General features: G+C 36.1%; 17 protein-coding genes. 8 read left to right on the forward strand and 9 right to left on the reverse strand.

What is annotated here, in order from left to right:
• Position 1: 1 nt before the first annotated feature.
• From AC1RFD_RS17590 to AC1RFD_RS17610, 5 genes are all read right to left on the reverse strand, one after another.
• Positions 2–757, reverse strand: a complete 756-nt coding sequence (locus AC1RFD_RS17590; protein ID WP_048395482.1) for an amino acid ABC transporter ATP-binding protein — start codon at positions 755–757, stop codon at positions 2–4.
• A 13-nt stretch (positions 758–770) separates the two neighbouring features.
• Positions 771–1,472, reverse strand: a complete 702-nt coding sequence (locus AC1RFD_RS17595) for an amino acid ABC transporter permease (RefSeq protein WP_492475128.1) — start codon at positions 1,470–1,472, stop codon at positions 771–773.
• 12 nt (positions 1,473–1,484) lie between these two features.
• Positions 1,485–2,192 (reverse strand): amino acid ABC transporter permease, encoded by a 708-nt coding sequence (locus tag AC1RFD_RS17600; protein ID WP_048395479.1) that lies wholly within the window; start codon positions 2,190–2,192, stop codon positions 1,485–1,487.
• An 82-nt stretch (positions 2,193–2,274) separates the two neighbouring features.
• Entirely contained in the window at positions 2,275–3,138 is an 864-nt protein-coding gene (locus AC1RFD_RS17605) for a transporter substrate-binding domain-containing protein (protein WP_492475129.1), read from the reverse strand.
• A gap of 3 nt (positions 3,139–3,141) precedes the next feature.
• Positions 3,142–4,341, reverse strand: a complete 1,200-nt coding sequence (locus tag AC1RFD_RS17610) for an acyl-CoA dehydrogenase family protein (protein WP_259420043.1) — start codon at positions 4,339–4,341, stop codon at positions 3,142–3,144.
• Positions 4,342–4,623: 282 nt separating this feature from the next.
• Between AC1RFD_RS17610 and AC1RFD_RS17615 the strand changes: the two genes are divergently transcribed.
• Positions 4,624–5,370: a YybI family spore inner coat protein gene (locus AC1RFD_RS17615; protein ID WP_259420042.1), complete on the forward strand. Its 747-nt coding sequence runs from the start codon at positions 4,624–4,626 to the stop codon at positions 5,368–5,370.
• An 86-nt stretch (positions 5,371–5,456) separates the two neighbouring features.
• On the opposite strand, the gene AC1RFD_RS17620 is transcribed toward AC1RFD_RS17615, so the two are convergent.
• Positions 5,457–5,837, reverse strand: a complete 381-nt coding sequence (locus AC1RFD_RS17620; RefSeq protein ID WP_054548514.1) for a VOC family protein — start codon at positions 5,835–5,837, stop codon at positions 5,457–5,459.
• Positions 5,838–6,062: 225 nt separating this feature from the next.
• Here AC1RFD_RS17620 and AC1RFD_RS17625 point away from each other — a divergent pair, with 225 nt between their 5' ends.
• Together AC1RFD_RS17625 and AC1RFD_RS17630 are read left to right on the forward strand one after the other, a co-directional pair.
• A complete protein-coding gene (locus tag AC1RFD_RS17625) occupies positions 6,063–8,012 on the forward strand; it encodes a methyl-accepting chemotaxis protein (protein WP_492475130.1) in 1,950 nt (649 codons plus the stop codon).
• Between the two features lie 279 nt (positions 8,013–8,291).
• On the forward strand, positions 8,292–10,241 hold the full coding sequence (locus tag AC1RFD_RS17630) for a methyl-accepting chemotaxis protein (protein WP_492475131.1): 1,950 nt from the start codon (positions 8,292–8,294) through the stop codon (positions 10,239–10,241).
• Positions 10,242–10,302: 61 nt separating this feature from the next.
• On the opposite strand, the gene AC1RFD_RS17635 is transcribed toward AC1RFD_RS17630, so the two are convergent.
• Complete coding sequence (locus AC1RFD_RS17635; RefSeq protein ID WP_016992246.1) at positions 10,303–10,722, reverse strand: VOC family protein; 420 nt, start codon at positions 10,720–10,722, stop codon at positions 10,303–10,305.
• Between the two features lie 235 nt (positions 10,723–10,957).
• Here AC1RFD_RS17635 and guaC point away from each other — a divergent pair, with 235 nt between their 5' ends.
• Together guaC and AC1RFD_RS17645 are read left to right on the forward strand one after the other, a co-directional pair.
• Positions 10,958–11,941: a GMP reductase gene (gene guaC, locus AC1RFD_RS17640; RefSeq protein ID WP_492475132.1), complete on the forward strand. Its 984-nt coding sequence runs from the start codon at positions 10,958–10,960 to the stop codon at positions 11,939–11,941.
• A 195-nt stretch (positions 11,942–12,136) separates the two neighbouring features.
• A complete protein-coding gene (locus AC1RFD_RS17645) occupies positions 12,137–13,867 on the forward strand; it encodes a methyl-accepting chemotaxis protein (RefSeq protein ID WP_054548511.1) in 1,731 nt (576 codons plus the stop codon).
• Between the two features lie 55 nt (positions 13,868–13,922).
• On the opposite strand, the gene AC1RFD_RS17650 is transcribed toward AC1RFD_RS17645, so the two are convergent.
• Positions 13,923–14,147 (reverse strand): hypothetical protein, encoded by a 225-nt coding sequence (locus AC1RFD_RS17650; protein ID WP_016992248.1) that lies wholly within the window; start codon positions 14,145–14,147, stop codon positions 13,923–13,925.
• Between the two features lie 206 nt (positions 14,148–14,353).
• On the opposite strand from AC1RFD_RS17650, the gene psiE reads away from it, so the two are divergent.
• Positions 14,354–14,806 carry a phosphate-starvation-inducible protein PsiE gene (psiE, locus tag AC1RFD_RS17655; protein ID WP_004233484.1) on the forward strand — a complete coding sequence of 151 codons (453 nt, stop codon included), beginning with the start codon at positions 14,354–14,356 and terminating at the stop codon, positions 14,804–14,806.
• Between the two features lie 17 nt (positions 14,807–14,823).
• Here the strand turns inward: psiE and AC1RFD_RS17660 are convergent, their stop codons facing one another.
• The gene (locus tag AC1RFD_RS17660) at positions 14,824–16,080 is read right to left on the reverse strand and encodes a GNAT family N-acetyltransferase (protein ID WP_387256434.1); all 1,257 of its coding nucleotides are present in this window, start codon (positions 16,078–16,080) and stop codon (positions 14,824–14,826) included.
• A 130-nt stretch (positions 16,081–16,210) separates the two neighbouring features.
• Here AC1RFD_RS17660 and AC1RFD_RS17665 point away from each other — a divergent pair, with 130 nt between their 5' ends.
• Both AC1RFD_RS17665 and AC1RFD_RS17670 read left to right on the forward strand, forming a co-directional pair.
• A complete protein-coding gene (locus AC1RFD_RS17665) occupies positions 16,211–17,218 on the forward strand; it encodes an HAAS signaling domain-containing protein (RefSeq protein WP_492475133.1) in 1,008 nt (335 codons plus the stop codon).
• Between the two features lie 151 nt (positions 17,219–17,369).
• Complete coding sequence (locus AC1RFD_RS17670) at positions 17,370–18,518, forward strand: SpoIIE family protein phosphatase (protein ID WP_066038328.1); 1,149 nt, start codon at positions 17,370–17,372, stop codon at positions 18,516–18,518.
• The last annotated feature ends 4 nt before the right edge of the window (positions 18,519–18,522 follow it).

The following is an 18,522-nucleotide window of genomic DNA, read 5'->3' on the forward strand; positions in this document are numbered from 1 at the left end:
TTTATATATAGAACGTATAGTCTTCTGGAATAACACGTTTTAAAAATTTCTTCGTTCGCTCCTCTTTTGGGCTGACGAAAATATCATGAGGGCTACCTTCCTCTACAACCACTCCTCCATCCATGAAAATTACGCGATTGGCAACATCTTTGGCAAAGCCCATTTCGTGTGTTACTACAAGCATTGTTGTACCCTCCGCTGCAATATTTTTCATGACCTGTAGAACCTCACCTACCAACTCAGGGTCAAGTGCGGACGTTGGTTCATCAAATAAAATAATATCAGGATTCAAAGCTACTGCTCGTGCAATACCAACACGTTGCTGTTGACCTCCTGACAACTGACTTGGATAGGCATCATATTTGTCTGATAAACCTACTTTATCAAGTGCCTTTTTACCAATTTCCACAGCCTGTGCTTTAGGAATTTTACGTCCAATGATTAATCCTTCCGTTACATTTTCTAATGCTGTTTTATTAGTGAATAGATTATAGTTTTGAAAGACAAATGCGACACGCTGGCGAATTGCATGCACGTCTTTTTTCTTTACATGTTGAAAATCAACCTGAATATCTCCAAATGTCGCATGGCCTTGATCAGCCTTCTCTAAAAAATTGATACAACGCAATAATGTTGTTTTTCCTGAACCACTGGGACCTAAAATAACAACAACGTCCCCTTTATCAATGGCTAAATCAACACCCTTTAAGATTTCATTGCCACCAAATGATTTATGAATATTTTTAATTTCTAACATGCTAATTCACCCCTTAGACATTTGCCATTTTGTATTTGCTTAAATATTTCTCATAACGCTTAAACAAGTATTCAACCGTACTACATAAAATTAAGTACACAATAAAGATATCCAAATAGGCCTCTACATAATTGTAGCCAACGTTTGCCGCTACTTTTGCCTTCAGTGTAATTTCAGGAAGCGACATTGCGTAGCCTAGCGATGTAGCTTTAATAAGATTAACTGTAGCTGTGCAAATATTCGGCAATGCCACTACTAATGCCTGTGGAATGATGATGCGAGTATATGCTTGGAATGTTGACAAACCTACTGAGTGTGCAGCCTCTAGTTGCCCCTTTTCAATGGTACTTAACGCCGATCGAAAGACCTCAATCAAAATGGCTGTTGAGCTGAATGCAAATACAATAAACGCATACCAAATTGGATTGATTTTATAAATATCATACGCAATATGATATTTTTCAAAAATAATTTTTAACATTAAAGGTATACTGCTATAGATAATAAAAATTTGTATAATAATCGGCGTTCCTCGAACAAAAGAAACATAAATCTTCGCGAGGTGATGAATAACTGGAATTTTATTGATCCTAGTTAGTGCTAATAAAAACCCCATTGGCAAAGCTATTACCAAAGCAACAACTGTGACTAGGAGCGCTATAGGAACACCAGACAAAGCTACGAAAAATGTTTCAAGTAAAAATTGATAATTCACCCTCACGCCTCCTTAAGTTGTTTCTAGGGTCTTCTTACCCTTGCCAAATACCTTTTCTAATATAGTAAATATTTTCTCTATAATAATAGATAACACCCAATAGATAATAGCCAATGCAATATAAATTTCTAAGGCATGAGCATTGATGTTACTTGCAATAATTAGATTTGCCTTACCTACAATATCAATTAGACCAATTGTATAAGCAAGTGCACCTTCCTGTAATAAAGCGATCATGCCATTGCCAAAGTTCGGTAAAGCGACGACCAGCGCCTGCGGAAAAATAATTCGACGGTAGGCTTGGAATGGTGTTAGCCCGACACTAACGGCTGCTTCAAACTGCCCTTTTGGAATGGCTAAGTAGGCAGACCGTATCACCTCAGACATTATTGCCGTGAATTGTAAGGTGAATGTTACGACAACAAATATGGCCGTTTCAATTGAATGGAGATTAAGACCAACATTTTCCGCTAATGCTGGGACGCCATAGTAGACAAGAAATAACAAAACAATGGAGGGTGTACAACGCATAATCGTTGTATACAGATTAGCGAATTTAGTTAGCCACTTGACTGAAGATAGCTTAGCAGCCGCCAGCAATAAGCCGAATAGGGTACCTAAGATAATGGAGGACCCTGCAACTAAGAACGTAATTTTTAAAAATGGCAATAACACTGGGATTGCGTTCCAAATGTAGGTTGCGTCAAAATATTTATCCATTTCCTCACCAACTTTTGTTTTTATGAATAAAGACTGCTGAGCATTACTGACTCAACAGCCTTACTATTCGTTCCGTTTTAAACTAACGATTTACGTTTTCCAGTACTTCAAATAAATCACGGCCATAGAATTTTGTACTTAATTCATTTGTTTTCTTTTGTTCTTTAACCTGTGCTATTGCTTTATCATAAGCGTCAGCAAATTCCTGCTCTTTTTTATTGAACAGTGGCCATGTTTTTATAACAGCAAATTCGTTATAGACAACGTCATCTTTTAGGTTATAATATGGTCCATCTTCTGCAAGTACTTGTTGTTTAAATGGGCCTTCAATCATGACACCACCATCAACACGGCCTTCATTTACCCACTGCACTACATCGACAGTAAAGGCGTCACCGGCCTCAAGTTTTACTTTATTATCTGGATTTGCCGTATTATACTCATCGATAATTGTATATTGAGCATTATTTGCAGCAATCGGTGCTAAAGAATAGCCCTTTTTCGCAAAATCCGCTAATGTTTTCACGCCTTCATCCTCTTTACGCAAAACTAAACCTGCGCTACTTAAACCTAAGAATTCCTTCGGGAAAATAAATTTCTCTGTTCGTTCCTGAGTAAAGAATGCGTTTTTAACCCCTACTTGATATTTCCCTTGCTCCACACCAATTAATAAATCATCACTTGTTGTACCTACATACTCAAATTGATAGTCAGGTAGCAATTCATCTACTAATTTCATTACTTCTACATCATAACCAGTTGGATTTCCATTATCGTCAATGTAACTAATAGGCTTTGACGCTTGATCGTAGGCTACTTTTACTGTACGTACCTTTTCACCATCACCAGAATCTTTATCTGCAGACTCTCCTGAATTACAACCTGCTAATAATGCTATAGAGGCAAAACCAATTGCAGCAAATTGAAAAATCTTATTCTTCTTCATATGTCATTTCTCCTTATTGTTCACATGATTTAATGATTGATTTTCATATAATTTCTGCTGTTCAATAGCGGCAGTCGCTAATTTAATTATCGTCATATCATCCATCGGTGGATTATGAAGCCCTGCACGAACATTGCGGTAAAAACGCTGTAATGGATTGGATAGTTGTAAGCTTTTCGCCCCTACTACACGCATCGCTTTATCGACTATATCTATTGCCATGTTTGTTACTGTGTGTTTAGCAACAGCCATTTCATTTGTTATTAGTCCACGTCTAGCAGGATCATCGTAAGCCTCAGCCACTCCGTATAAGACAAAACGTGCTTGATGGAGCTTTAATTCAATATCCCCTAAAAGCTGTTGTACGTTTGGCAACGTACTAATTGGCGCATTCAGGCTATTCGGTTGATGGTGATTAGCAAAATGAATAGCATAATCACGGGCTGCTTGTGCAATACCTAAGTAAGTTGCTGGGATATGGAGTATCCAGCCATTTATTTTGCCACCACTCGGATGACTTGGTAACTCTACTAAATACTCTGTTGCAACAAGCACATCCTTTAACACAAGGTCGTGGCTGCTTGTGCCTCGCATTGCAGACATCTCCCAATTCTCCTCAATGGATAGACCTGCTGCATCCTTATGAATGAGGAAGAAGCCAACTTGCTGCTTTTCTTCAATCCAAGCGGAGGTAAGGAAATAATCGAGCACTGGAGATGCAGTCGTAAAAATCTTGCGCCCATTTATTAGCCAGCCACCTTTAGTAGAAATGGCATTTGTCCCTGGCCGCCCTCCTCGCGTTGGGCTACCTGTTGCAGCCTCACTAACAGCTCTATTAATCATGGCCCCTCTCTTTATTTCTTCAGAAAAAGCTATTAATAGATCATCAGTCCATAGTTTAGTTTCATAAATTTCCCCAACAACACCTAATGTCCATCCAAGGGAAAGAGAGGCATTTTCGTCATAGCTTGCTAGCGTCTCTTGTACAAGCACCATATCATAAACAGATAACCCTTCTCCGCCATATTGTTTCGGTAAAGTAAGTTGAGGATAGCCAATTTGTAAAAGTAATCGATGAGCTTCGAACGGAAAACGAGATTGCTCATCTACCTCAACAGCCTCTGCCTTGATTGGCTCAGCTATAGCAGCTAGTTGATCTAGCCAATATCGTTGTCGCTCTGTCTTTACAAATAAATTCTTCAAATGAATCTCCTTCTTCCCAATATATATAAATCGTATAAATTTACTAAGGATTGATAATGAAAAAAAATCTCTTGCTACATGAATGTAGTGAGATACTATTTGGTACTGAATTTTCTGATTCGTTGACACTTATAATACTTTTCGCATTAGAAAATGTCAATGGGTGAAATTCAAGTTTTTTTGTAAGTTTAATATGTATTACAAAGTTTCAACTTTTACCTTTGATTCATGCACCAAGCTTTTCTTACAACATATGCTAAGACTAATGAAAGAGGTGCATATATGACCAATAATTTAAATTCGCCACTAAACGGTGGAATCATAACCCATTCGGCTCCACAAGTTATTCAAACTAAGTTTGGAGATATTAACGGGGATGGTTTTTTTGAAACCATTTTTTTAATGGGCACTAAACAGCCTGATAGTCCTTTCTGGAGAAATCTAACACTGTCTATTTTTTATGGTCAAACAAGACAAATGGAGCAAATTCCATTGAAACAAAATATGGGCTATAATCCGACCATTTTCTTGGGCGATTTTACTGGTAATCATATTGAGGATATTCTGGTTGTGTCTGATACAGGAGGTAGCGGCGGAATTGTAAATGGTGAGATTTTTTCCTCCATCAACAATCAAGTTCGTTCCATCTTTGATGCAGAGTCTTTTAATAATAAACTTAAATATAAGGTCAATTATGTAGATCATTATAAGGCTGTTGTTCAGAGTTTTAATCCTGCTATTAAATACACAATTGATTTACAGTATAAAGGAACCGACTACTTAGCTGAAATTTATAATCCAGATGGCACCTTGAAGCAACCGATTGAAGGCTGGGTAGATCCTTTTGGAGGACTATATCCTGTTGATTACGACCGAGATGGAACGTATGAAATTTTAGGATATCAAGAAATTGCAGGTAGATATCATGCTGATGGATTAGGCTATGTAGAAAATATTTTAAAATGGAATGGCCATGAATTTTTAATAGATCGGCAAACGGTTGGTATTTTTGGTGAGGATTTATCATAGACGACAAATCTAGCTATTAAATAATCTAAAACAGGAATCTGCTCATTTTTACTTAACTCTAACAAAAAACAAGCAGATTCCGTTATTTATTTTTTCTTTTCAACCAAGGCAAAGTAGTTATTTTCAGGGTCAGCAAAGTTAAAAACCCTACCCATTGGCATCATGACTAGATCTCCTACTTTTACGCCCTTTGCCTGAAAATCTTGGTACATCTCTTCAATTTTATCAGCGTAAAACATAATAGAAGGTGTTCCTAAATTTAGATCAGGTTGCATTTTAGCAATAATTTCTTTGTTATGAAGCACAAAGGATGTTTGAGCTTCCTCAGTTGGTGCAATTTCAATCCAGCGCATGCCTGCCTCTTCCTGTTCAGAAATGACCACAAACCCCACTTTTTCTGTCCAAAACTTAACAATTGCATCTTGATCATTAACATATAACATTACTTGTCCTATTTGATGAATCATGACTTCATTCCCTCCTCTTTTGAGCATTAGTATACATCAAAAAGCAGCTTTATATAGCTTCTAACGCCATCAATTTAAGGAAATTTCAAACAATTGATAATGATATACATTACTAAGAAATAATTAATTCAAAGTACTTAACTTTTATTTTATTTCTGATAGAATGAGTATTATTTACCTTTAAGGGAAAAGTATAGAATAAAATATTATGTGAGGATAATACAATTGAAACAACTAAGTTTAAGAAAAAAGCTTATTTTTTCGTTTTTAGCCATGCTTCTCATCCCAACACTCTTGATTGGAATAGTATCTTACCAAAGTGCTGAACAGCAAATTTCAGAGGAGCAACGCGCAAGTGCGACTGAAAGTGTACGCATTCTAAATTCCAATATTACAAACATGATTGAACCTAAATTGAAAGATGTACAATATTTTTCACAGAAATTTAGTGAAACTTACTTTCAAGATGAGAGCATTTTAGAACTGAAGTCATTATTAAGTGAATATGTCAACATGCACCCTGAAGTAGATCTGATATATATTGGGACTGCTGAAGGCAAACTGTTTGATCAGCCTGTTCAAGAGTATCCTGATGGCTTCGACCCTCGGACAAGACCTTGGTATAAGCAGGCTTTAGTTAATAATGGGAAGACCTCAATTACTGCACCATATGTTACACAATCTACAGGTGACATTGTCATCACAATTACTCAGGCATTACCGGATGGTTCTGGCGTATTAGGATTAGATCTAAATATTTCTACATTAAGTGACATTACGAATAATATTCGTATTGGAGAAACGGGCTTCGCTTCTCTTTTAGATAACAATAAAATTTACATTGCTCAGCCAGATAAAGAAAGTGGTACAGAGGCAACGGAAAGCTACATAACAAAAATTTATGAGCAGAAAAGCGGTACTATCATTGAAAAAGACCGTCACTTACAATTTGTTACGAATGAGTTAACGGGTTGGAAGGTAATTGGTACAATGTTTACTGCGGAAGCTGCAAAAGCTGCAGCATCCACATTGAATATAAATTTAATTATCATTATTGTTTCCATTCTCATTGGCGTTATTTTCATGCTCTTTATGATAAAGTCTATTGTTAACCCAATTAATCAATTGAAGCAAAGCGCATTAAAAATTAGTGACGGTAATTTAACGGAGTTTATTGAAATCCATTCTAAAGATGAAATAGGTCAGCTTGGAGAAGCCTTTATCTCTATGAAGGTGAGCTTAAAAAAATTAATTCGTAATGTTGATCAAAGCTCACAACATGTCCAAACAGCCGCTCAAAATTTATCTGCTAATGCAGAACAAAACATCGCTGCTTCAGAGCAAGTTGCCGATGCCATGCACCAAATGGCAATTAGTACAGAAAAACAAACAACAGGTATTGTTCAGAATGCCATTTCAGTTGAAGAAATTGCTAAAGGCGTTGTTGAAGTGGCAGACAGTTCCATGCAGGTTTCTGACCTATCTAGTCATGCTATCCAATTGGCAGAAGAAGGTGGACAATCTGTCAAACAAACGGTACAGCAAATGAATTCTATCCATAATTCTGTAACTCAATCAGATACAATGATTAAAGCACTGTATGATCGCACGAAAGAAATTGGTTCCATTTTAGAAATGATTAGTGCTATATCAGATCAAACGAATTTACTAGCGCTTAATGCAGCTATAGAAGCTGCTAGAGCAGGAGAACATGGCAAAGGCTTCGCGGTAGTGGCAGATGAAGTACGCAAATTAGCAGAGCAATCTCATCAATCAGCAGAGCAAATTTCTGCGCTTATAACTACTATTCAGCAAGATACGGCAAAATCTGTAGAGACAATGGTCAAAGCGTCGACAGATGTTCAAGAGGGCTTACAATTGACAGAAGAAACAAGTAGAAAATTCGCGAGCATTATCGAAAGTCTTCGAAACATCGCGCCGAAAATGGAGGATATTTCAGCATCTGCTCAAGAAATGTCTGCCGTTGTAGAAGAAGTTTCAGCGACTGCTATTGAACTTTCCGATCACGCAAAATTAAATGCTGCTGCTACAGAAGAAGTTGCTGCTTCAACGGAACAAACTTTATCTTCTATGCAAGATATGGCTTTGTCTGCCAAAACTCTACTTGATATGGCGGATGAATTGCAGGGTTATGTTAATCGTTTTAAATATTAATTATTTAACTGCTAGATCTGAGTTCACGATAGTATTGAACTCAGATTTTTTCTATTCCAAAAAGATAGGAAATTACAAAATAAGATATTTTTCTACAAATAATAGCGTTGCATAACTTTATTTTCCAGATTTTTCAGAAAATTGTGTTGATTATTATTCATTTTCCTCTTAGAATCAGATTAAACATTTGAACGACTTAGGAGTCTACTAGTGTAATAAAACCAATCACGTAGTTAATTCTATTACACTTCAATAATGTCGTTTAAGGAGGAATACTATATGAAACGAATTAGTTTAAGAAAGAAACTCATCTTTGCATTTTTAGTCATACTTCTCATTCCCGCACTTTTAATCGGGTACACCTCCTTTAAAAGTACCAAAAATCAAATACTCGAAGAGCAGCAAGCAAGCGCCAAGGAAAGTGTGCGTATGCTTAATAGTAATATTACCAATACAATTGCTCCTAGAGTTCATGATATCGAATATTTTGCCAAGAAAATAAATCAGTCTTATTTACAAGATGATAAAAAAGCTGAATTAAAAGGGCTTTTTCAAGAATATGTAAATACACACCCAGAAGTGGAGCTAGTATATATAGGGACTGCTGATGGGCGAATCATTGATGAACCTGTCCATGACTATGCAAGTGATTATGATCCTCGTAAACGTCCTTGGTATATAGAAGCCATTGATAATAAAGGGCATGTATCCATCACTTCTCCATATATCTCGAAATCAACAAATAACATCGTTGTGACAGTTATGCAAGCTCTTCCTGATGATTCTGGCGTAATTGCCTTAGATTTAAATATCTCTCTTCTAAGTGCACTGACAGATCAAACACGTATTGGAGAAACGGGCTTTGCCTCTCTATTAGATAATAATAAGTTATATATTGCTCAAAAAGATAAGGAAAGCGGCACAGAGGCAACGGAAGATTATGTTTCAAAAATTTACGAAAAGCAGGAAGGTATTATTACTGAAGGTGACCGTCATTTACGCTTTGAAACAAATGAAATCACAGGCTGGAAGATAATTGGTACAATGTTCATTGCAGAGGCTACTAACGCTGCTACCTCAACCTTTACTATTACATTACTTATTATTGGTATTTCTATTATTGTTGGTATTATCTTTATGCTCTCAATGATTAAATCTATTGTTAACCCAATTAAACAACTACAGCAAAGTGCTCTTAAAATTAGTGAAGGTGATTTGACAGAGTTTATTGATATTCATACCAAAGATGAAATAGGACAGCTTGCTGAAGCATTTGTCTCAATGAAAGTTAGCTTAAAAAGACTGATCCGCAATGTTGATCAAAGCTCACAACATGTTCAAACCTCGGCACAAGGCCTTTCAGCGAATGCTGAGCAAAATATCGCTACATCTGAGCAAGTGACAGAGGCTATGCAACAGGTAGCGATTAGTACGGAAAAACAAACAACAGGAATCGATCAAAATGCTGTTTCTATTGAGGAGATTGCAAAAGGTGTTGTAGAGGTAGCAGATAGTGCCCTACAAGTTTCAGACCTATCCAGCCAGGCCATCCAATTAGCGGAAGAAGGTAGTCAATCTGTTGAGCACACTGTTAATCAAATGGTATCCATTCATGATTCTGTGGCTCAATCCGATACGATGATTAAATCCCTATTTGATCGTACAAAAGAAATTGGCTCCATTATAGAAATTATTAGCGCTATTTCAGACCAAACAAACCTTCTTGCTCTTAATGCTGCTATTGAAGCAGCACGAGCAGGTGAACACGGTAAAGGCTTTGCAGTTGTAGCAGATGAAGTACGTAAATTAGCGGAGCAATCTCATCAATCAGCAGAGCAAATTTCTACTCTGATTACTGGCATACAACAAGATACTGCTAAATCTGTACAAACGATGACGAAAGCTTCTGCAGACGTTCAAGAAGGTTTACAGCTATCCGAGGATACGAAAAAGAAATTTACAAGTATCGTGGGAAGTCTTCGAGAAATTGCTCCTAAAATGGAGGATATATCAGCTTCAGCACAAGAAATGTCTGCCGTTGTAGAGGAGGTATCCGCTACTGCTATTGAACTGTCAGATCATGCAAAACTAAACGCAGCTGCATCTGAAGAGGTTGCCGCTTCAACGGAACAAACATTATCTTCCATGCAGGAAATCGCCTCTTCTGCTAAAACATTGCTTGATATGGCAGATGAATTACAAGGCTATGTAGATCGTTTTAATTACTAAATAAGAAAGCACGATGATACTTGGTTTAGCCCTATCATCGTGCTTTTATCTTGTTATTTAATTATTCATTTACCTCATGGCTAAATTGCCATTCAACGCCAAATTTGTCTGTAAGTGAGCCGTAACATTTGCTCCAAAATGTTTCTTGAAGCTCCATTCTCACGTTACCACCTTCTTTAAGCTTATCAAATGCTTGACGCATTTGCTCTTCATCATCGGATACAACAGCTAATGTGACATTATTCCCTGTGGAAAATGGCATGCCTGGAAATGTATCTGAGAACATAATTCTACTACCGAATACAATAAGTCGTGTATGCATGACAAGATCTTTTGCTTCTTCTGGTAATGGATAGTCTGGATTTTGTGGTGTCTCTCCAAACGTCATAATTTCAGCCTTGTCCGTATTAAAAACGTCTTCGTAAAACGCAACTGCCTCTCGACAATTTCCATTAAAATTCAAATAAACCTCTACTGCCATTTTCAACACTCCTTTGTCATTTTTTGAAACAATTCTATTGTACATGGATTACAAAACATAACACAAATTATAACTAGAATATTTCATCTTCAAAGTAAGTTGTCTCCTTTCTTTTTAAATTTTTTATTTATTTTCACAAAAGCTTTGACATTTACTCAAAAATCATGTAAATTACCAAATGGCGAACAATTTAAATTAAATCTTAAAAAATATTCGTATTTTAGGAGTGTATATAATGGATAACGTATTTGACTATGAGGATATTCAACTAATTCCCGCAAAATGTATTGTAGAAAGTCGTTCAGAATGTGATACTTCTGTTACTTTAGGTGGTCACACTTTTAAACTTCCAGTAGTACCTGCAAATATGCAAACAATTATCGATGAAAATCTTGCAAAGAAACTTGCTGAAAACGGTTACTTTTACATCATGCACCGTTTCCAACCAGAAACTCGTCGAAACTTTATTCTAGAAATGCAAAGAAATGGCTTAATTGCTTCTATTAGCGTTGGTGTAAAAGAAGAGGAATATACATTTATTGAAGAATTAGCAGCTGCTAATTTGGTACCTGATTTTATTACAATTGATATTGCACATGGTCATTCAAATGCTGTTATTCGTATGATTCAGCATATTAAAAAGCATTTACCAAAAAGCTTTGTCATCGCAGGTAATGTAGGAACACCTGAAGCGGTGCGCGAGCTTGAAAATGCTGGTGCAGATGCAACAAAAGTTGGGATTGGACCAGGTAAAGTATGTATTACTAAAATCAAAACAGGTTTTGGTACTGGCGGCTGGCAACTAGCTGCACTACGTTGGTGTGCAAAGGCTGCTACAAAACCAATTATTGCTGATGGTGGCATTCGTACACATGGAGATATCGCTAAATCTGTACGTTTTGGTGCTTCAATGGTAATGATCGGTTCATTATTCGCTGGTCATGAAGAGTCACCTGGTGAAACAATCGAAATCGAGGGTAGAACAGTGAAGGAATACTTCGGCTCTGCTTCTGAATTCCAAAAAGGTGAACGTAAAAACGTCGAAGGTAAGAAAATGTACGTTGAACATAAAGGTAGCATCAAAGATACGTTAATCGAGATGCAACAAGATTTACAGTCATCTATTTCATATGCTGGTGGCACAAAGCTAGAGGCTATTCGCAATGTTGATTATGTAATCGTAAAGAACTCTATTTTCAATGGAGATAAAGTGTATTAATCGATGTAAACCTGCTATATTAAGCTTCAACATCACCCCAATTAAGAGCTGTTTTTTACTCTTGATTGGGGTGATTTTTTTGGACCTATTTCACTTAAAATACCGTATTTATTTTCAGAATTTTCTATTTTATTAAAAAATTATATATTATAATAGAACTATATTGAAGGAATGAAGGAACGGGGGTTGTATCTTATGAAGTCAGTACGTAATAAACTTGTTAGTCTTGCTATTATAGTTATTCTACTATCAACAGGACTAGTTGGAACCGTCAATTATATGGTGGTGAAAGGAGAACTCGATCAGGTAGGTCGAGATAGTCTTAAAAATGGCACACTTGGCATACTTGAACTAATTGCACAGTTAGATACTCAAGTTCAAAATGGGAAATTAACGCTAGAAGAAGCTCAGGAAAGTGCTAGAACACAGATCGTTGGTAATAAAATTGAAGATAACAAAAGATCCATTGATAATCCTGTTAAATATGGAGATAATTTTTATTTCTATGCTTTCCAAGATAGTGGTATGGTTGAAACTCATCCATCCCTAGAAGGACAAAATATTTCAGATTTACAAACAGAGGATGGGCGCTATTTTGTACGAGAAATGATTGAAGCAGCAAATGCTGGAGGAGGATATGTACGTTATGATTGGGCCCTTCCCTCAAATCCTGAAATCGTTGCGCCTAAGATAACGTATGTAGAAAAGGACAAGCATTGGGGCTGGATTATAGCAGCTGGTACATACGAAATGGACTTTAATGCAGGTACGAATAACGTTTTATACTACACACTAGGCATGACCATCCTTGCAACGATTATTGGTGTATCACTCTTCTGGTTCTTCTCTGGACGAATGACAACCTATATACGAAAAATTATGGTCATTACATCTGATATTGCTAAAGGCAAGCTAACTGGTGATGACATACCTGTTACTACAGAAGATGAACTAGGTATACTAGCTAGTAACGTGAATAATATGAAACATAGCTTACACGAAATGGTCAACAATACAAAGGATAGTGCGTCCCAAATGCGCGTTTCTTCAGAAATGCTGAGTGCCATTACTGAGGAGACGACTGCTTCTGCTGATGAAATTCATCAAGCCATCAATGATATATCTAAGGGAGCTGTAGTACAAGCTGAGGAAGCAGAAATGGCCATTAGTAAAGTAGAAACACTGTCCTCACTTATCTCAAATGCTACAGATAAATATAGTGAGATTACAGAAAATATGAATATCATTAATCAATCACAAGAAAACGGTAGACAAAAAGTAGATGTATTACTACAAAATTCAAGTGAGTTTACGCAAGTGATTGAGGAATTAAGAACAACTTTCTCAAGTTTGACGAGCCAAATGAAAGAAATTCATCAAGTCGTACAAACAATTACATCCATTTCTGAACAAACAAATCTATTAGCGCTAAATGCAAGTATTGAAGCAGCCCGTGCAGGTGAACATGGCAAAGGGTTTGCTGTCGTAGCTGAGGAAGTCCGTCATTTATCTGAGGATACGAATGAAGCTACTAATCGGGTTAGAAACCTATTACAGCGTATTGAGGTCGATACCGCTAATTCAGATTCAAAAATGATACACACGCTCCAACTGTCACAAAATCAGGCCATGTCGATTACGGAAGTAAAGGGAGCCTTTACTTTCCTAGCAGACTCCATTCATGGCATTACAAAGCACCTTGTTTCTTTAGACAAAGGAATGAATGACATGGCGGAAAATCGAATAGTCGTGATGAACGCCATCAATGAAATAGCAAGTGTCGCTACACAATCTGCCGCAGCTACCGAACAAATTAACGCTTCTATTGACGAACAAAAGTCAGCAGTGACATCTATCATGCACTCCTCTATGGAGCTTCATACAGAGGCAGAGCGCATGTACGACTTGGTAGAACGCTTTACATGATAAAATACTATATAAAAAAGAATGCTACGCATATCCGTAGCATTCCTCTTTTACATTATAGTTTGTTAATTACTGCGTGGATTGTTTCCTTAAGCTCTGCATCGTGATCTGCAAGATCTACAAGGTTCCCTAGACGTTCACGTAATACAGGACGCTCAATTACTAGCTTTTCATCAAGTACTTGTACCAGTAGCTCGATAATAAGTCGATCACGAACATTTAACGCTTCTTCTAAACGTTCTGGTGTAATTTTCGCATCAGTTTTTGCAGATTTTGCCATTTTAAAAACCCCTTTTATATTTTATATTCATGCACATCTATTTTAGCATACCACTAAATTATTTTGAAAACTTTCTTTCATTAAAATATACCAAAACTTTACAAAATACTAAGAAAAGATTTACGACAAATTGTTATATTTATATCATAATACACTACTACTCGACCATATGATGATGTATTTACAAAACCGATTGGAGGAATTGGATGAATCAAAAAAATACGACTTATTTACAGCTCATTAAAGCTGTGCCAAAATCTCTACAGCTCTTTCTCAATGTTTGCCTTGTACTATTAGCACTGATTCTCTGCTTTTTATTATTTAAGGAGCTAATTGAATTTCTTAAAATATTACTATTCGCTAAGGAAGATGGTGATTATAAACTATTCCTTGCCAATATTCTTATTTTCTTTTTATATTTCGAATTCATCACAATGATCATTAAATATTTTAAGGAGGATTACCATTTTCCACTTCGCTATTTTATCTATATAGGTATCACAGCAATGATTCGACTAATTATTGTGGAGCATGATCATCCTCTAAATACGTTAATTTATTCATTAATTATCCTCATACTAATCATAAGCTACTTTATTATTAATATAACGCCACTTGAAAGGCCAACACGTTCTTCCATTCTCATTAAAAAAGATTAAAAGCCCTCACGCCCATTCTAAAATGCAGATATACATGTGGGCTTTTCAAACACATAGAAGAATTGCTGTAAAGCCTGTAAATACTGATTATCACTAATCTGTATTCGACTCAGCATAAATAGCTCTTGGACCGTTACTACGCCCATTACTAGTGATGAAAGCTCAGCTACATCTATCGTTACTTCAACATCATAGCTATCACTTTCTAGCATTTTAATTGTACCGTTAACAGCCTCAACAATAAGTTGCTGATTATTTTTTGCCAGTAACGAATCCATAACATTCAATTTAAAGGTCAAAGTGACACCGTTAAAATTGCGTGTTAGTAGCTCATCAAAAAAGCCCTTCACATTAATTATACGGTACATTAGACCAATTCCTGACACGGCACTTGCGTGATAGACACTTGGAATTAAATGATTTGTGCCATTTCTTACATCCTCTAAAAAGAAATGGACATTTTCTTCTTGTGTATTCCATTCGATTCGGTTTACTTGATCTGCTTGACTGTTTAAAAATGTACTAAGCTCTAGCAAAGCCTCCGGAGTTTCATAGATCCACTCCTTAATGACCAAATTATTTAGCATAAAATTACTATCGCTTTGTTTATTAAAAGAAAAGGCAATATAGCCCTGAACTGTACCTTCCTGTTCCATTGCAATCACATAGTTATCTGGATTATTAAAAATAAAAGATAGTTCCGATTGTGTTTTAAGAAACATCCCATGTTTTTTTGCTACTACCCTGTTGTAGCAATCTACTAGCTGTTGTTGATCTTCAACTGTCAAATATTTAAGGTGCTTTTTGGTTGGTCCTTTCGGGAAGCTTGAAGGCTCTACCAAGTATTGATAGATTTTCGGTCCATAGCCAAAACCCATTTTTTTATAAAAATCTGGTCTAAACGGATACAAGGCCAAAAAATGAATATTTTTTTCTAAAAAGATGTTAAAGAAATGTTGGATTAATTCTTTTGCAGCCTTCTCTTTTTTATGTAATAAATCAACTGCAACAAGTCCTACCCCACCAATTGGTAGCATTTTAGAGAACAGATTCATTTGAAAGTCATGTAGTCGCATACCACCAATAAGTTTGTCCTTTTCCCAAAGTCCGTAATAATGAAGAGATTCATCATTGCTCTGATTTTGCATAAAGAGCTTTTTCAGCTGTTCTTTTGTTATTTGTGTTCCATTCAATCTTCCTGGATACGCTCCTACAACGATATTCACAAAGGCTACAAAATCTTGCTCTTTTAATAATTTCTCTACAACCCTCATCATGTCCCCTCCATTTTCAAATTGTTGCATGTTGTTCACGAATTTTTCATATTAATTTTTATACCCCATAATAACATATATTACCACGACTAATTAATGAGTACTGAAAATGATTAAAGGAGGAAAATGTATGACTTTAATTGATTCATATATTCACGAAGTGACTAAAAGGCTACATAAAAATAAACGTGAGATAATCAAGGTTGAACTAAAGGCTACTATTGAGGATATGTTGCCAGAGCAATATACAGAATCTGAGGTGAAGGAAGTAATTAAGAAGCTTGGAAGCCCTTCAGAAGTTGCTGCACGCTATCAGGATACTCCCCACTTTTTAATTGGTCCAAAGAATTTTGAACAATATACAAGAACCATCAAGCTAATTATTCCTTGGGCAATTCTTATTACGATCATTGTTCAAATAATAGAGAAGATGGTTCTCTATTCTGGAGAAGAAGCACTTCTCACAACCATTATTACAGCATTTGTAGGGATGATTGTTGCAATTATTGCTGTGTTATTTCACGTTTTGTTTTGGGTTACGGTTATTTTTATCATTAAGGGCCGTTCTGGGGCTGAAAAGCTTTCGATCCCTTTTCTGAGAGATACCAAGCCATGGTCACCTGATGATTTAATACAAATTAAAAAGATTCCCAAAGATAAAATCATTCCTATAAGTGATACGATTTTTAGCCTTTTAGGAATACTTATTTTTTCTTTTGTTTACTGGAATGCCTATCGTCTTTTAGGTATTTATACAACGAATGACAACGGCAGCTTGAAATTTGTTATGCCTATCTTTAATCAAAATACTTTACAATCGTTTGTTCCCATGGTCTTACTATGTATTATCCTAAGTCTAACTTTAACCTTATTAAAATGGCGTGCAGGACAGTGGACAATGCCTATCGCCATCACTAATGCACTACTTCAAAGTGTAGGAACAATTGTGTTTATTTTAATAGCGATACACCAAGATTTTATTCACAGCGCCTCTATCCCTTATATTGCGGCTATTACAGAAACAACCTCAGCTAAAGTTGCCTTCACTATTGATAAAATCCTACTTGTCAGTATGATTATTGCTGTTTTAGCAAATGCATTTGATATCTACCAAGGATTTAAAAAAGCGAAAATATAACGCCCTTCTACTTCATATACCTAGTAAACCATACATTCAAATCGCCAAAATACCTTTATTCTCTGATGTTTTGTATAATGATTAAGTTGAAAGTATTTTATATATGAGAAAAATAATCTGCACAATTCAATCAGAGTAAGGGGAAAGTACTATGACCATTCTTCTAGTAGATGACAATCAAGTCAATTTATTTGTCATTGAGAAAATACTAAAAAATGCAGGTTATGATAACTGTGTTTCTCTTTCATCTGCTTATGAGCTATTTGATTATTTACAATTAGATGCACCCAATCCGACAGGAAATTCAGTAGATTTAATTTTGTTAGATATTATGATGCCGGAAGTAGATGGTATTGAGGCCTGCAAACGCATTAAGCAAAATGAGAGATTAAAAGATATTCAAATCATTTTTGTTACAGCACTCGAGGATAAAAACAAACTGGCAGAAGCCCTAGACATTGGTGGTGTAGATTATATTACTAAACCAATTAATAAAACAGAGCTACTTGCCAGAATGCGTGTTGCCTTACGTTTAAAGGCAGAATTAGACTGGCACACACAGCATGAAAAGAAAATACAATATGAACTAGATTTAGCAACCCATGTACAAAGGAGTCTTCTTAGCCCACCGTTAAATGAGAAGGACATCCGTATTGAAGTTTCTTATTTACCATCCTCTAATTTGGCAGGAGATATGTATTATTGGTACAAAATAGACGATCATCGTTATGCCATAATATTATTGGATATGATGGGTCACGGTATATCTGCAGCGTTGGTTTGTATGTTCATCTCCTCTGTTCTAAGAGAGGCGGTTAAGCAATTGGTTGAACCTGAGCTTGTCATCCAAGAACTGAATCGTTATATGACGCTATTACAAGATGGGAAAGAGAATAATCTTTATTATTTTACAGCGATTTATTTAATCATTGATACAGAGCAAAAAACAGTCGAGTACATAAATGCTGGCCATCCTCCTGGATATGCACTAATCGATGAAAAAACATGTATTCCATTAGATCAGGGTAGCTGTGCAGTCGGGTTCTTTGATGAAATAAAAGTGAAAAAGCAATTTATCCAATATGAGCATGACATTCAAATTGTGTTATTTACAGACGGTGTGTTAGAAGCAATGGGACCCTGTGAATTAGAATCAGAAAAGCATTTGCAAACGCTAACATCCTCCAAGTGGGATTATTCGCAATGCCTAATCGATAACCTTTTGCCTAAGGATAAACAAGAGAATCAGCCTGATGACATGTGTGTTTTAATGATTCAAGCTAGCACTAATACTATATAAAAAA

Source organism: Lysinibacillus sp. GW823-FHT02G10, from assembly GCF_058797135.1.

Bases quoted from the DNA above. Each gene is read 5' to 3' on its own strand.
- AC1RFD_RS17660 (WP_387256434.1), bottom strand. From the start codon at position 16,080: ATGAGGGTTGTAGAGAAATTATTAAAAGAGCAAGATTTTGTAGCCTTT.
- guaC (WP_492475132.1), top strand. From the start codon at position 10,958: ATGGATAACGTATTTGACTATGAGGATATTCAACTAATTCCCGCAAAA.
- AC1RFD_RS17600 (WP_048395479.1), bottom strand. From the start codon at position 2,192: ATGGATAAATATTTTGACGCAACCTACATTTGGAACGCAATCCCAGTG.
- AC1RFD_RS17620 (WP_054548514.1), bottom strand. From the start codon at position 5,837: ATGATTCATCAAATAGGACAAGTAATGTTATATGTTAATGATCAAGAT.
- AC1RFD_RS17665 (WP_492475133.1), top strand. From the start codon at position 16,211: ATGACTTTAATTGATTCATATATTCACGAAGTGACTAAAAGGCTACAT.
- AC1RFD_RS17590 (WP_048395482.1), bottom strand. From the start codon at position 757: ATGTTAGAAATTAAAAATATTCATAAATCATTTGGTGGCAATGAAATC.
- AC1RFD_RS17630 (WP_492475131.1), top strand. From the start codon at position 8,292: ATGAAACGAATTAGTTTAAGAAAGAAACTCATCTTTGCATTTTTAGTC.
- AC1RFD_RS17645 (WP_054548511.1), top strand. From the start codon at position 12,137: ATGAAGTCAGTACGTAATAAACTTGTTAGTCTTGCTATTATAGTTATT.
- psiE (WP_004233484.1), top strand. From the start codon at position 14,354: ATGAATCAAAAAAATACGACTTATTTACAGCTCATTAAAGCTGTGCCA.
- AC1RFD_RS17605 (WP_492475129.1), bottom strand. From the start codon at position 3,138: ATGAAGAAGAATAAGATTTTTCAATTTGCTGCAATTGGTTTTGCCTCT.
- AC1RFD_RS17670 (WP_066038328.1), top strand. From the start codon at position 17,370: ATGACCATTCTTCTAGTAGATGACAATCAAGTCAATTTATTTGTCATT.
- AC1RFD_RS17650 (WP_016992248.1), bottom strand. From the start codon at position 14,147: ATGGCAAAATCTGCAAAAACTGATGCGAAAATTACACCAGAACGTTTA.
- AC1RFD_RS17635 (WP_016992246.1), bottom strand. From the start codon at position 10,722: ATGGCAGTAGAGGTTTATTTGAATTTTAATGGAAATTGTCGAGAGGCA.
- AC1RFD_RS17615 (WP_259420042.1), top strand. From the start codon at position 4,624: ATGACCAATAATTTAAATTCGCCACTAAACGGTGGAATCATAACCCAT.